Origin of the sequence: Thermocatellispora tengchongensis (genome assembly GCF_014202315.1) — a bacterium.
Lineage (GTDB): Bacteria > Actinomycetota > Actinomycetes > Streptosporangiales > Streptosporangiaceae > Thermocatellispora > Thermocatellispora tengchongensis.
This window is the reverse complement of record NZ_JACHGN010000004.1, coordinates 457,591-472,349: the sequence shown is the minus strand read 5'-3', so window position 1 is coordinate 472,349 and position 14,759 is coordinate 457,591. Positions and strand designations below refer to the sequence as shown.

7 protein-coding genes are annotated in these 14,759 nt (G+C 71.0%); 1 reads left to right on the top strand and 6 read right to left on the bottom strand.

The genetic code is table 11. The features are described from left to right. Positions 1-21: 21 nt before the first annotated feature. From sppA to HNP84_RS11455, 6 genes are all read right to left on the bottom strand, one after another. The gene (gene sppA / locus HNP84_RS11480; RefSeq protein WP_185049599.1) at positions 22-1,722 is read right to left on the bottom strand and encodes a signal peptide peptidase SppA; all 1,701 of its coding nucleotides are present in this window, start codon (positions 1,720-1,722) and stop codon (positions 22-24) included. A 63-nt stretch (positions 1,723-1,785) separates the two neighbouring features. After that, positions 1,786-3,882, bottom strand: coding sequence for a S8 family peptidase (locus tag HNP84_RS11475; protein WP_185049598.1), 2,097 nt, complete (start codon positions 3,880-3,882; stop codon positions 1,786-1,788). Between the two features lie 222 nt (positions 3,883-4,104). Then, positions 4,105-6,342, bottom strand: coding sequence for a 1,4-alpha-glucan branching protein GlgB (glgB, locus tag HNP84_RS11470; RefSeq protein WP_185049597.1), 2,238 nt, complete (start codon positions 6,340-6,342; stop codon positions 4,105-4,107). A 119-nt stretch (positions 6,343-6,461) separates the two neighbouring features. Then, complete coding sequence (locus HNP84_RS11465) at positions 6,462-7,778, bottom strand: maltokinase N-terminal cap-like domain-containing protein (RefSeq protein ID WP_185049596.1); 1,317 nt, start codon at positions 7,776-7,778, stop codon at positions 6,462-6,464. Beyond that, positions 7,775-9,499 (bottom strand): maltose alpha-D-glucosyltransferase, encoded by a 1,725-nt coding sequence (treS, locus tag HNP84_RS11460; RefSeq protein WP_185049595.1) that lies wholly within the window; start codon positions 9,497-9,499, stop codon positions 7,775-7,777. The genes HNP84_RS11465 and treS overlap by 4 nt, the downstream gene beginning before the upstream one ends. A 96-nt stretch (positions 9,500-9,595) precedes the next feature. Next, a complete protein-coding gene (locus HNP84_RS11455) occupies positions 9,596-11,698 on the bottom strand; it encodes an alpha-1,4-glucan--maltose-1-phosphate maltosyltransferase (RefSeq protein WP_185049594.1) in 2,103 nt (700 codons plus the stop codon). Between the two features lie 401 nt (positions 11,699-12,099). Between HNP84_RS11455 and glgP the strand changes: the two genes are divergently transcribed. After that, positions 12,100-14,697 (top strand): alpha-glucan family phosphorylase, encoded by a 2,598-nt coding sequence (gene glgP / locus HNP84_RS11450; RefSeq protein WP_185049593.1) that lies wholly within the window; start codon positions 12,100-12,102, stop codon positions 14,695-14,697. Positions 14,698-14,759 lie beyond the last annotated feature (62 nt).

Sequence of the window (14,759 nt, the reverse complement as noted above, 5' to 3'; positions counted from 1 at the left end):
TTCATGCTCCGGGCCCCGGCGTCAGCGGATGTGCCAGGTGCCGGGGAGGAGGAGGGGGCCGTGGGCGGGGAGGCCGAGGTCGGTGGCGAGGCGGGTCAGGGGGCCCCAGGCTTCCAGGCGGATTCTGGCCAGGGCGGCGGCCTTGTCCTCGCTGGACTCCGGGGGGAGGAGGCGTTCGAGGGGGTTCATGCGGGGATAGGTGCGTACGGGGGCGTCGGCGGGGAGGCCGGCCTTCTTGCGGGCCAGGGCGAGGGCGTCCTCCAGGCCGCCGAGTTCGTCGACCAGGCCGGAGGCGTGGGCGTCGGCGCCGGTCCAGACGCGGCCGCGGGCGAGGTCGTGGGCGCGGTCGCGGTCGAGGCGGCGGCCTTCGGCGACCTTGCCGACGAAGTCGTCGTAGACGCGGTCGAGCCAGGCGTTGATGCGGGACCACTGGGTCTCGGTGAAGGGGCGGGAGGTGGAGAACATGCCGGCGTTGGCGCCCTGGTTGACGGCCTCGGTGGTGATGCCGAGGCGTTCGAGCAGGCCGTTGAGCACGGGCTTGCCGCCCAGGACGCCGATGGAGCCGGTGAGGGTGCCCGGCTGGGCCACGATCAGGTCGGCGGCCACGGAGACGAAGTAGCCGCCCGAGGCCGCGAGGTCGCCCATGGAGATGATGATCGGCTTGCCGGCCTTGCGCATCAGCACGACCTCGCGCCAGATGGCGTCGGAGGCGACGTAGGAGCCGCCGGGGCTGTCGACCCGGAAGACGACCGCCTTGACGTGGTCGTCGCGGCGGGCGGCGCGCAGGGCGGCGCAGATCGTGTCGGAGCCCATGGCCCCGCCGCCGCCCATGGGGCTGCGGCCGCTGCGGCCGAGGCGGATCATGCCGATGCCGTGGACCAGGGCCACGGTCTGCTCGCCCGGGTGGGGGAGCTTGCGGGCCAGGGCGCTCTTGGTGTAGCGGGAGACGAACTGCAGGTGGGCCTCGGGGCCCGCCTCGGCGCGCACCTCGTCGTAGACCTCGTCGCGGTAGGCGAGCTTGTCGACCAGGCCCGCCTCGACGGCCTCGGGGCCGATGAACGGGCCCTGGTCCACCAGCTTGCGCACCTTGCCCGGTTCGAGCCGGCGCCCCTCGGCGATGCCGGCCACGATCTGCTCGGTGACCGACTCGGCGATGCGGGTGACGGACTCCTTGTGCGGCTCGGTCATGTGGTTCTGGGTGAAGGTGTTGGCCGCGGTCTTGTACTCGTGCCGCTGCCCGACCTGGTACTCGACGTTCAGCTTGCCGAGCGCGTCGCCGAAGAAGCGCTGCTCCAGGGAGATGCCGGTCAGGCCGACGTCGCCGCTCGGCTGGAGGTAGATGCGGTCGAAGACGCTGGCCAGGTAGTACGGCACCGTGCCCGCGCCGAACTCGCCGAACGTCTCGGCGAACGCGTACGCCGGCTTGCCCGCCGCCCGGAACCTGGCGACCGCCCCGCGCAGCTCCTGCACCATGCCGAAGCCGAGCGGCTGCCCGCCGATCTTGACGATCAGCGCCTTGACCCGCGAATCCTGCCGCGCCCGCTTCAGCCCCGACAGCACGTCGCCCAGGCGCGTCTTGCGCATGGACAGCACCGCGCTCAGCGGGTCGCTCGGCGGCCCTTCGGTGAGCCCTTCGGTGAGGTCGAGCTCAAGGACCAGCGGCGCGGTGCGCCGCTGGCGGAACCGGTCAACGGAGTGGATGATCGCCTTGGTCGCGTCCATGTGCCCCACCCTAAGCGACCTGCTGGAGGTACGCGGGAGGTCGGCGGCGGTCGCGGTCTTCGGCTACTTGTTGACGTGTTTCCTGAGGGTGGTGGTGCTCCGGGATATCTGCGCCGGCGTCGTACGCGCCTCGCGCCGGTGGTGCTCGGCCACCGTCAGCGCCGACTTCAGCGTGGCCGAGCCGGTCACCTTGGCGGTGATGTTGCGGGCCCCGCTGGCCCAGTTGAGCCAGGCGGCCAGCAGCTCCCGGTCCAGGCCGGCCTTCTTCTTGGCCGACGCCTTCGACTTGAGGATCTTGGCCGCGGCGGCCGGGGTGGCCGCCTTCTTGACCTCGGGGAAGACCGTGCTCGCCTTGGCCACCAGGCTCAGGTAGCAGGTCAGCGTGGCGTCGTCGTAGGCGGCCTTGCCGGCGGCCATCTCCTTGGCCCACTTGGCCGCGGTGAGCGGCGTGCGGGAGGTGCCGCGGGTGCACACCTGGGGGGCGCCGGTCGAGGGCGGCGACGGGGTCACCGTGATCGTGACGGTGACGGTGACGGTCGGCAGCGGTACCGGCGTCGGGTCGGGGGCCGGCGTCTCCTCCGGCTCGGGCGCGGGGGCCGAGGTCGGGTCGGGCGTCGGGCTCTCCTCGATGTCGTCGCCCGGGTCGTCGCCGGTGCCCGGGTCGTCGGGCGCGGGCTGGTTCGACTCGCCCGGGTCGGGGGCCTGGGTCACCGGCGGCGAGGGGGAGGCCCCGGTGAGCGCGGCGTTGACGTCGATGCGGGGCGTGGTCACGTTGCCGTACACGATGCCGCGGCCGGAGGCCCGGAGCTTGTCGATCAGCTCGGTGACCGGCGCGTCGGGGAACTTCTCCTTCAGCAGCGCCAGCGCGCCCGCGACGTGCGGGGCGGCCATGGAGGTGCCGCTGTAGCCGGTGTACGCGTCGTCGGGCACCGAGGAGTCGATCTCGACGCCCGGCGCGAAGAAGTCCAGCAGCGGCCCCCGGTTGGAGAACGGCGCGATGGCGTCGCCGTCGTCGGTCGCGCCCACGGTCACCGCCGAGGAGATGCAGCCGGGGAACGCCGAGCCGTCGAACGCCTCGTTCCCGGCCGCGACCACGGTGGCGACGCCCTGGGCGAGCAGCGCGTCGATCTTCGGCTTGAGGTCGGCCGCCTCCTCGGCGGTGTCACAGGCGACGTCGCTCAGGCCGCCGCCGAGGCTGAGGTTGACCGCGGCGATCTTGTGCCTGCCGGTCAGCGTGGCGACGTGGTCCAGGCCGAGCCGGAGCGTGGAGTCGAAGGCGAGCAGGCAGGACGCCGTGCCGCCGCAGGTCTCGGGGTCGTTGACCCGGCTGAAGATCTGGATGGCGATGATGTTCGCGCCCGGCGCGACCCCGGGGCCCGGCGCGCCGGCCACCCCGGCCCCGGCGGCGATGCCGGCCACGTGGGTGCCGTGGTCGCACAGGTTCACCGTGCCGTCCAGGCACTTGGCGGTCTCCGCGTCGGCCGAGCCGGGCCCGGTCTGGCTCGCCTGCCCGTTGGGGCACAGCGACTCCAGCGGCAGCCCTTCCTCCGAGGTCGCGGAGAAGCACGCCTCGTCCACCACCCGGCCCGCCAGGAACGGGTGGTCGCGGTCCACGCCGGTGTCCATGACCACGATGGTCTGGCCCGCGCCGGTGGTGCCGGCGGCGTGCGCCTGGTCCGCGCCGATGACCTTGATCGAGGAGGCGAGCGAGGGCGGGTACGCCCGGTCGCGCCGGATGGAGACCACGCGCGGGTCGGCGGCCAGCTCGGTGAGCGAGTTCCCGGTGCCCTCGACCACGATGAAGGAGTCGTTGTCCGGCTTGAGCACCACCTCGGAGCCCGCCAGCCCCTCGGCCTGCTCGGCGACCGGGGCGGTCTCGGCCTCGTCGCGCAGTTCGACGATGACCCGGCTCGGCGTCTTCTCGCCGGCGAGGCCGACCTCGATCTTCTGCTCCGGGGTCCTGGGCGGCTCGCTCTCGGCGGGGGCCGGCGTCTCGCTGGGTAACGGCGCGGGCGACTCCACGGGCGACACCGTCGGCGATCCTGTGGGCGAGGCGGCCGGGGCCGGCTCCTCGGCCGCCGCGGGGACGGCGGGACCGAGCGCCAGCAGCGCCACGCAACCGAGCAGGACCGTTCTGGTGGCGAGCCGTCGCAGTCGCACACGTCCTCCGGGGGGCAGGGGAGGTGACCTTATGCCGGAAGCGAGTCTAGATCGGATCTTGTATCCCAGTGAAGGCGTTACCCGGCATGTACGGAGAAAGGTGCAGGAAGGTAGGGGAAACTCCCAGGTAAGGCTCAGGAAAACCCGGGCGTAAATGGCTCGACCCCCCGCGGCGTGTTCGCGCACGGAAGGCCGAGCGATCGCAATCGTAGTGCAGGCGGTCTACTCCGCCACAGCGGCCCCGCCGCCTCCGGACGACTCCTCCACGGCGTCCTCCCCGGCTCTCTCCCCGGTGTCCTCCTTGGTGTCCTCCGTCACGCGGCGCAGCCACAGGGCGCCCAGCGGGGGCACGCGCAGCCGGGTGGAGTACGGCAGGCCGTGGTACGGCTCGGGCACCGCCTCGACGCCGCCCAGGTTGCCCACGCCGCTGCCGGCGTACTCGTACGCGTCGGTGTTGAGCAGCTCCTCCCAGCGCCCGCCCTCGGGCAGGCCGAGCCGGTAGTCCTCGTGGGGGCCACCGGAGAAGTTGACCACGCACGCCAGCGGCGAGCCGTCGGCGCCGTACCGCAGGAAGGAGAACACGTTCCCGGAGGCGTCGTCGGCGTCGATCCACCGGAAGCCCTCGTAGGTCGTGTCGCGCTGCCACAGCGCGGGGGTCTCGCGGTAGATCCGGTTCAGGTCGCGCACCAGCCGCTGCGCGCCCTTGTGCACGTCGAAGTCGAGCACCCACCAGTCCAGGCCGCGCTCCTCCGACCACTCCGAGCCCTGGCCGAACTCGCTGCCCATGAACAGCAACTGCTTGCCCGGGTGCGCCCACATGAACGCGTACAGCGCGCGCAGGTTGGCGAAGCGCTGCCACTCGTCGCCGGGCATCTTGCCCAGCAGCGACCCTTTGCCGTGCACGACCTCGTCGTGGCTGAGCGGCAGCACGAAGTTCTCGGAGTAGGCGTACATCAGCGAGAACGTCATCTGGTGGTGGTGGTACTGCCGGAAGATCGGCTCGTGCCGCAGGTAGGCCAGGGTGTCGTGCATCCAGCCCATGTTCCACTTGAACCCGAACCCCAGCCCGCCCAGGTAGACCGGGCGCGAGACGCCGGGCCAGGCGGTGGACTCCTCGGCGACGGTGACGATGCCGGGGGCCTCGCGGTAGCACACGGTGTTCATCTCCTTGAGGAACTCCACCGCGTCGAGGTTCTCCCGGCCGCCGTACACGTTGGGGGTCCACTCGCCCTCGCGCCGCGAGTAGTCCAGGTACAGCATCGAGGCCACCGCGTCCACGCGCAGGCCGTCGATGTGGAACTCCTTCAGCCAGTACAGCGCGTTGGCGACCAGGAAGTTGCGCACCTCGCGGCGGCCGAAGTCGAAGACGTAGGTGCCCCAGTCGGGGTGCATGCCGCGCGAGGGGTCGCCGTGCTCGTACAGCGGGGTGCCGTCGAAGCGGGCCAGCGCCCAGTCGTCCATCGGGAAGTGGGCCGGCACCCAGTCCAGGAACACGCCGATCCCGGCGCGGTGCAGCTCGTCCACCAGGTGGCGGAAGTCGTCGGGCGTGCCGAAGCGGGCGGTCGGCGCGTAGTAGGAGGTCACCTGGTAGCCCCACGAGCCGCCGAACGGGTGCTCGGCGACCGGCATGAACTCCACGTGGGTGAAGCCCATGTCGGTGACGTACGCCACCAGCTCGCGGGCCAGGTCGCGGTAGGACAGGCCGGGGCGCCAGGAGCCGAGGTGCACCTCGTACACGCTCATCGGCTCGGTCAGCGGGCGCTTGTGCGGCCGGGCCCGCATCCACTCCTCGTCGCGCCACTCGTACGCCGACCGCTCGATCACCGACGCGGTGGCCGGCGGCGCCTCGGTGCGCCGGGCCATCGGGTCGGCCTTGTCGCGCCACACCCCGTCCACGCCGAGCACGGCGAACTTGTACCGCTGCCCCTCGGTCAGGCCGGGCACGAACAGCTCCCACACCCCCGAGCGGCCCAGCGAGCGCATCGGGTGGCCGGTGCCGTCCCAGTGGTTGAAGTCGCCCACGACCCGGACGCCGCGCGCGTTGGGCGCCCACACCGCGAACGCGACGCCATCGACGTCCTCGTGCCGTATCACCCGGGCGCCAAGGGCCTCCCACAGCCGTTCGTGCCGGCCCTCGCTGATCAGGTGCAGGTCCACCTCGCCCAGCGTGGGCCAGTGCCGGTACGGGTCGGCCGTCTCGTACGGCTCGGCCCCCTCGTACGTCACCCGCAGCCGGTAGTCGGGCACCTTGTCCAGGCCGGGCACCGTGGTCTCGAACACCCCGTGGGCGACGTGCCGCAGCTCGTGCACGCCCTCGTCCGTGACCACCTCGACCCGCCTCGCCAGCGGCCTCAGCGCGCGGAAGGTCACCCCGCCGCTGCCCGGGTGGGCGCCGAGGATCGAATGGGGATCGTGGTGCGCCCCGCCGGCCAGCCGGTCGAGGTCGGCGTTGCTAGTCATCGGATCGCCCGCCACTCCTAGTCGTCGTCCATCTCCATGGCCGCTGATCGCGTCCATGGCCGAGATTGCCCTATGGGGATGTCCGGCTCATTCCCATGTCCGTATTCACCATGCGCCCGTCACAGGAATGCGGCCAGCGGGATCGTGATCCACGACGGCCGGTTCCTGGCCTCGTAGACGACCTCGTAGACCGCCTTGCTCAGCTCCAGCGCGTGCAGCAGCGCCGCGTCCTCCTCGTGCAGCCGGCCGCCGCCCTCGCAGTAGCCGGTCAGGAACGCCGACCGGTTGCGGTCGGCCCACTCGCGGGCCCGCCCCTCCAGCGACGCGGCGTCGGGGTGGTCGGCGAGCATGTGCCGGGCCGCGTAGTCGAACGAGCGCAGCATGCCGGCCACGTCGCGCAGCGGCGAGGACAGCGCGCGCCGCTCGGCCAGCGGCTGCCCCGGCTCGCCCTCGAAGTCCAGGATGATCCAGTCGGTGGGCGTGCGCATGACCTGGCCGAGGTGGTAGTCGCCGTGCACGCGCTGCACCGGCACCGGCCCGGTGATGTCGGCCAGCCGGTTGTACGCCTCGTGCGCGGCGTCCGCGCGCTCGCCCAGCGCGGGCACCTCGGCGATGGCGCGGTCGAGGCGGTGCCGGAACGACTCGGCCAGCCGTTTGACCTCGGGCGGCTCCACGACCCCGGTCGGGAAGGCCGCGGCCAGCTCGGCGTGGACGCGGGCGGTGGCCGCGCCGAGCCGGTGCGACTCGGCGGCGAAGTCGCCGCCCGCGTCGGACGCGGGGAGCCCGGGCATCGAGGCGTACAGGTCGCGGACGCTGGTCAGGGCCAGCGCCCACCCGTCGCTGGCGGCCGACAGGAACTGCTGCATGATCGCCAGCGTGGTGTTCTCGCCGTCGAGATCGGCCTCGATCCAGCCGTACGGCTGCGCCACGTGCGGCGAGCCGCGCCTGGCCAGCGCCGTGACGATCTCCAGCTCGGGATTCACCCCGGGCGTGAGCCGCCGGAACAGTTTCATGATGTACGCGTCGCCGAACACCAGCGAGGTGTTGGACTGCTCGGCCCCGATCACCAGGCTCCGTTGCCCGGTGTCGATGACCGCGCCGTCCATGCGCCGGAACCGCAGCGGGCCGATGTCGGCGTTGGCCGCCATCGCCTCCAGCAGGGCGCCGGTCAGCTCGGCGTCGTGCGCCGCGTCGTACACGGTGGGGGTGACCCGCACGTGCGCGAGGCGCGGCGGCAGCGGTTCGCGCTCGCCGAGCAGGATCTGGTACCGGTCGCGGTCGCCGTCCTGGGCGACCGCGACGATCAGGTGGCGAAGCCCGGGGGAGAGTTCGACGTCGCTGTCGATCGTGACTTCTTCGATCGCACGCCCCTTACCGGCGAACCACCGCTGCTCGGCGATCCATCCGGTAAGCGGGCCCGTGAGAGAAGTCGTCATGCCTCCTTGAGGGTCGTACCGGCCCGGGGGGCGGCCGGCGGCAGGGTGAACCAGTAGAACCCATGCCCAGGAAGCGTCAAAAGATACGGAAGTTCGCCAATTGGGGGAAAAGGCACGCCGCCCATGCACTCCACCGGCGTGACCTGCTCGAACCGGCGCAGGTCGAGCTCCACCGGCTGCGGGAAGCGCGAGAGGTTGTTCACGCACAGCACCCTGTCGTCGCCCAGCTCGCGCACGAACGCCAGGACGCTGGGGTTGGAGCTGTTCAGCTCGGTGAAGGCGCCGAGCCCGAACACCGGGTGCCGCTTGCGGATCTCGATCATGCGCTTGGTCCAGTGCAGCAGCGAGCCCGCGTTCTTCTGCTGCGCCTCGACGTTGATCGCCTGGTAGCCGTAGATCGGGTCCATGATCACCGGGAGGTACAGCCGGCCCGGGTCGCAGTCGGAGAAGCCCGCGTTGCGGTCGGGGGTCCACTGCATCGGTGTGCGGACGCCGTCGCGGTCGCCCAGCCAGATGTTGTCGCCCATGCCGATCTCGTCGCCGTAGTAGAGCACCGGCGAGCCCGGCAGCGACAGCAGCAGCGCGGTGAACAGCTCGATCTGGTTGCGGTCGTTCTCCAGCAGCGGGGCCAGGCGCCGCCGGATGCCGACGTTGGCGCGCATCCGCGGGTCCTTGGCGTACTCGGAGTACATGTAGTCGCGCTCCTCGTCGGTGACCATCTCCAGGGTCAGCTCGTCGTGGTTGCGCAGGAAGATGCCCCACTGACAGTGCTCGGGGATCTTGGGGGTCTGGGCCAGGATCTCCGAGATCGGGTAGCGCGACTCGCGGCGCACGGCCATGAAGATGCGCGGCATCAGCGGGAAGTGGAAGGCCATGTGGCACTCGTCGCCGCCCGAGACCGGGTCGCCGAAGTACTCCACCACGTCGCTGGGCCACTGGTTGGCCTCGGCGAGCAGCACCCGGTCGGGGTAGAGCCGGTCAACCTCGGCCCGGATGCGCTTGAGGTAGGCGTGCGTGGCCGGCAGGTTCTCGCAGTTGGTGCCGTCCACCTCGAACAGGTAGGGCACCGCGTCCAGCCGGAAGCCGTCGATGCCGAGGTCCAGCCAGAACCGCAGCACCTCCAGCATCGCGTCCTGCACGTCGGGGTTCTCGAAGTTCAGGTCGGGCTGGTGGGAGAAGAAGCGGTGCCAGTAGTACTGGCCGCGCACCGGGTCGTAGGTCCAGTTGGAGGTCTCGGTGTCGACGAAGATGATCCGCGCGTCGCGGTACTTCTCGTCGTTGTCGGACCAGACGTAGAAGTCGCCGAACGGGCCCTCGGGGTCGTGCCGGGACGCCTGGAACCATGGGTGCTGGTCGCTGGTGTGGTTCATGACGAGGTCGGCGATGACCCGCATGCCGCGTTTGTGCGCCTCGTCCACCAGCTTTACGAAGTCCCCCAGATCACCGAACTCCGGGAGGATCTTCATATAGTCCGAGATGTCGTAACCGCCGTCACGAAGCGGCGATTCGTACAGCGGAAGCAGCCAGAGGCAGTCGACGCCGAGCCATTGGAGGTAATCCAACTTGCCGATCAGCCCGCGGATGTCTCCGGTGCCGTCTCCGTTGGAATCGGCGAAGCCCCTGATCAGCACCTCGTAGAAGACCGCCCGCTTGTACCAGTACGGGTCGTTGGGCTTCTCACGCGTGAACGTGTTCGGGACTGGTTGAGGTGTCGAGCTCACCTTTCGGACTCCCCGCTGTTTCGATAGCTCGCCACTCCACGGGGCCCCGGCCCGGGGCCCCGTGGACGCTCGCTGGTCCTACGCTCGCGGCACCGGCTACCTCGGGCTGGCCGCCGCCGCTCGCACCGTGAAAATGTGGGCTGGTTGGATGTGGGGGTCGAGACGCACGTAGTTGGACTGCCGCCAGCGGTAGGACTCGCCGGACAGCTCGTCGTCCACGACGAACTCGGCATGCCAGTCGAGACCGAGGGCGGGCATGTCCAGGTGGACGGTCGCCTCGCGGGTGTTGTGCGGATCCAGGTTGACGACAGCCAGGACCACGTCGCCCAGGCCGTGCCGCCACGTGGCCGTGTCATGGGCGCCGTTCGGCCGTTCCGGAGCGAGCCGCTTGGACAAGCAGATCAGGTCCGGCTGATCGACGTTGTGGAACCGTAGATTACGCAGTTCCTGCAGGGCCGGATGGGCTCTTCGGAACAAATTCAGTTGGGTGATGAAGGGGGCGAGGCTGCGGCCCTCGCGTTCCGCTTTCACCCAATCGCGGGGTTTATACTGATATTTCTCACTATCTAGGTATTCTTCGCTACCCGGGCGTACCGGGACATTCTCCGCGAGTTCATAACCCGAGTACACGCCCCAGGTCGGCGCGCCCAGCGCCGCCAGCACCGCCCGGATCTTGAACGCGGGCACTCCGCCGTGCTGGAGGTACTCGTGCAGAATATCCGGGGTGTTGACGAACAGGTTGGGGCGCAGGAAATGGGACGTCTCGTGCGCCAGCTCGCTCAGGTACTCCTCGACCTCCTGGCGGGAATTGCGCCAGGTGAAATAGGTGTAGGACTGGTGGAAGCCGATCCTGGCCAGCGTCTGCAGCATCGCCGGGCGGGTGAACGCCTCGGCCAGGAACAGCACGTCGGGGTTGGTGGAGTTGATGTCGGCCAGCAGGCGGTCCCAGAAGTTCACCGGTTTGGTGTGCGGGTTGTCCACCCGGAAGATCCGCACCCCGTGGTCCATCCACAGCTTCACGACCCGCTTGACCTCGGCGTAGATCCCCTCGGGGTCGTTGTCGAAGTTCAGCGGGTAGATGTCCTGGTACTTCTTGGGCGGGTTCTCGGCGTACGCGATCGAGCCGTCGGCCCGGATGTTGAACCACTCGGGGTGCTCCTTGACCCACGGGTGGTCGGGGGAGCACTGCAGCGCGAGGTCCAGCGCGATCTCCATGCCCAGCTCGCGGGCCCGCGAGACGAACATGTCGAAGTCCTCGAACGTGCCCAGGTCGGGATGGATCGCGTCGTGGCCGCCCTCGGCCGCCCCGATCGCCCACGGCGAGCCGGGGTCGTACGGCTCGGGGTTCAGCGTGTTGTTGCGGCCCTTGCGGAACGCGGTGCCGATCGGGTGGATCGGCGGCAGGTAGACGACGTCGAACCCCATCGCGGCGATGGCGGGCAGGCGCTTGGCGGCCGTGCGGAAGGTGCCCGACTTGGGCGCCGCGCCCTCCTCGATCACCGCGCCCTCGGAGCGCGGGAAGAACTCGTACCACGACCCGAACAGCGCCCGGCGCCGGTGCACGACCACCTGGTAGCGGGCCGACCTGGTCACCAGGTCGCGCAGCGGGTGGGCGGCCAGCAGCGCCGCGGTCTCGGGCAACTGCGCGACCGACAACCTGGCCCGCGGGTCCAGATCCTCATCGCGCAGCCGCGCGGCGACCGCCTGCAACGCGGCCCGGTGCCCACAGGCGCCGCCCGCGGCCTTGCCGCCCCCCGTGCCGCCCCCGGGGCCGCCCTGGGCGCCGCTCGCCCGGCACTCCGACGGGCGCACCGCCTTGGCCGCGCGGTCGAACAGCCGCGCGCCCTCCTCGCACATCAGATCGACGTCCATGCCGCGCGGGATCTTGATCGCGGCGTCGTGCAGCCAGGTCGTGATCGGGTCGCTCCACGCCTCGACCCGGAAGTGCCACACACCCTCGGTCGCCAGGGTGACCGTGGTGGCCCACCGGTCGGTGCCCGGCGCGATCTCGCGCATGGGCAGCAGCGGCCCGCGCACGCCGGCGGGATCGGTGAGCACCACTCCCGCGGCGACCGCGTCGTGCCCCTCGCGGAACACGGTCGCGGCGATGTCGAAGGTCTCGCCCGCCGCGGCCTTGGCGGGGCGCCCGCCGCACTCCACCACGGGATGGATATCGAGTATCGGGATTCGTCCAATCATCGCGTCTCAAGGTAGCGACGGCGCACTCGGTGCCGCCGGGAATTGTGAGGCAAGAAACGATCTCTGCATGGTCTGTGTGAGGACAGGCAGCGGCAAACGCTGCCGCGGATTCTCGTAGCGGTGTCCGGGCAGTGCTGGTGATACTTCAAAGGAGGTGCCCCAATAGTCCCTCTTCATGCGCTCCGAAGAAAGAGCGTGTGTCCCATCCTCTCGGGCGAGTTGTCCGCAGGGTGGGGCCCGCACATGATCGGGAACTGCTGGGGCGTACGGTCGCGTATCGGCGGTAGATCGTTGGTTTGAGGGGGTTTAGTGCTGGTGAAGGGGAGACGCATGAGAGACGTACGGCCCGCAGCAGTGTTTCGGTCGCGCCTCGTGGCGCTGAGTAACTAGGGTCTGGCACCGTGAGAGCAATCCGCAGGTTCACCGTCCGCACCGTCCTCCCCGGTGAGCTCGCCGCGCTGGGCGAGCTCGTCCAGAACCTCCGCTGGTCCTGGCACCCCGAGACCATGGACCTCTTCGCCGAGGTGGATCCGGTCGTGTGGGAGCGCGTCGGCCACGACCCGGTAGCCCTGCTCGGAGCCGTCGAGGCCGATCGCCTCCGCGAGCTGGCCGGCGACCGGCGCTTCCTGCGCAGGCTCGCCGACGCCGCCGACGACCTGCACGAATACATGACCGCCCCCCGCTGGTACCAGACGCTCTCCGGCGTCCCACGGGCGATAGCGTACTTCTCTCCGGAGTACGGCATCGCCGCCGCGCTGCCGCAGTACTCCGGCGGCCTCGGCATCCTCGCCGGCGACCACCTGAAGGCCGCCAGCGACCTCGGCGTGCCGATCCTGGCGGTCGGCCTGCTGTACCGGCACGGCTACTTCACCCAGTCGCTGTCGCCCGAGGGCTGGCAGCTTGAGCACTACCCGAGCCTCGACCCCGGCGGCCTGCCGCTCACGCTGCTGAAGGAGGCCGACGGCACGCCCGCGCGGGTCCGCATCGAGCTGCCCGAGCAGCGCGTCATGCACGCCCAGATCTGGGTGGCCCGGGTCGGCCGGGTGCCGCTGCTGCTGCTCGACTCCGACGTCGCCGACAACGACACCGCCGCCCGCGACGTCACCGACCGCCTGTACGGCGGCGGCACCGACCACCGCCTGCTCCAGGAGCTGCTGCTCGGCGTCGGCGGCGTGCGCGCGATCCGGGCCTACTGCCGCATCGCCGGGCACGAGGAGCCCGAGGTGTTCCACACCAACGAGGGCCACGCCGGCTTCCTCGGCCTGGAGCGCATCCGCGAGCTGACCGAGGCCCGGCTGTCCTTCGACGAGGCGCTCGAAGCCGTGCGCGCCGGCACCGTGTTCACCACGCACACCCCGGTCCCGGCCGGCATCGACCGCTTCCCGGCCGACATGATCGCCCGCCAGTTCGGCGGCGGCAACGCCTGGCCCACCGTGCCGGTGGACCGCATCCTGGCGCTCGGCGCCGAGCCGGGCGCGGCCGAGGGCGACAAGGCCGTGTTCAACATGGCCGTCATGGGCATGCGCCTGGCCCAGCGGGTCAACGGCGTCTCCGAGCTGCACGGCGAGGTCAGCCGCGAGATGTTCCAGGGCCTGTGGCCCGGCTTCGACGTCGCCGAGGTGCCGATCGGGTCGATCACCAACGGCGTGCACGCGCCCACCTGGGTCGGCCGCGAGATCATGGAGCTGGCCGGGCGCGAGCTGCCCTCGCTGGTCGAGCGCGCCCAGGGCTGGGAGGGCGTGCAGAAGATCTCCGACGCCGACATCTGGGAGATCCGCCGCAAACTGCGCGCGCGGCTGGTGGAGGCGGCGCGCGTACGGCTGCGCAAGTCCTGGCGCGACCGGGGCGCCTCGCAGGCCGAGCTGGGCTGGATCGACGACGTGCTCGACCCCGACGTGCTCACCATCGGGTTCGCGCGCCGGGTGCCGTCGTACAAGCGGCTGACCCTGATGCTGTCCGACCCCGACCGGCTGCGCCGCATCCTGCTCCACCCCGAGCGCCCGGTGCAGATCGTGATCGCGGGCAAGGCCCACCCCGCCGACGAGGGCGGCAAGAAGCTGATCCAGCAGATCGTCGGCTTCGCCGACGCCGAGGACGTCCGCCACCGGATCGTGTTCCTGCCCGACTACGACATGGCCCTGGGCCAGCTCCTCGTGCAGGGCTGCGACGTGTGGATGAACAACCCGCTGCGCCCTCTTGAGGCGTGCGGCACCAGCGGCATGAAGGCCGCGCTGAACGGCGGGCTCAACCTGTCCATCCGCGACGGCTGGTGGGACGAGTGGTACGACGGCACCAACGGCTGGGCCATCCCCACCGCCGACGGCGTCGCCGACCCCGAGCGCCGCGACGAGCTGGAGGCCGCCGGCCTGTACGACCTGATCGAGCACGAGGTCGCCGACCGGTTCTACGACCGCGCCGGCGACGGCCCGCCGCGCCGCTGGATGGAGATGGTCAAGCACACCCTGACCTCGCTCGGGCCCAAGGTCCTGGCCGGGCGCATGCTGCGCGACTACGTCACCGAGCTGTACGCCCCGGCCGCCAGGTCCGCCGGCGCGCTCGCCGCCGACGGCTACGCCGCGGCCCGCCACTTCGCGGCCTGGAAGCTGCGCGTGAGCGGCGCCTGGCCGGGTGTGCGGGTGGAGCACGTCGAGACCGGCGGCGTCGGCGACACCCCCCAGCTCGGCGCCACCCTCGACCTGCGCGCCACGATCGCGCTCGGCGAGCTGGAGGCGTCCGACGTGCGGGTGCAGGCGGCGTACGGGCGGGTGGGCGCGCACGACGAGCTGGAGCAGCCGGAGTACACCGACCTGAGCGTCGAGACCGTGTGCGACGACGGCACCGCGTACTTCACCGGCGCGGTCCCGCTCAGCCGCACCGGCTCCTTCGGCTACACCGTGCGCGTGGTCCCCTCGCACCCGCTCATGGCCTCGCCCGCCGAGCTGGGCCTGATCGCGGTCCCCGAGGAGCCGGCCGGCATGACCAACGGCACCCTGCGATGATCGTCGCGCCGCGCTCATCGCGGGTAAAGTGCCGATGACGCGGAGGTGAAGCCGATCACGGA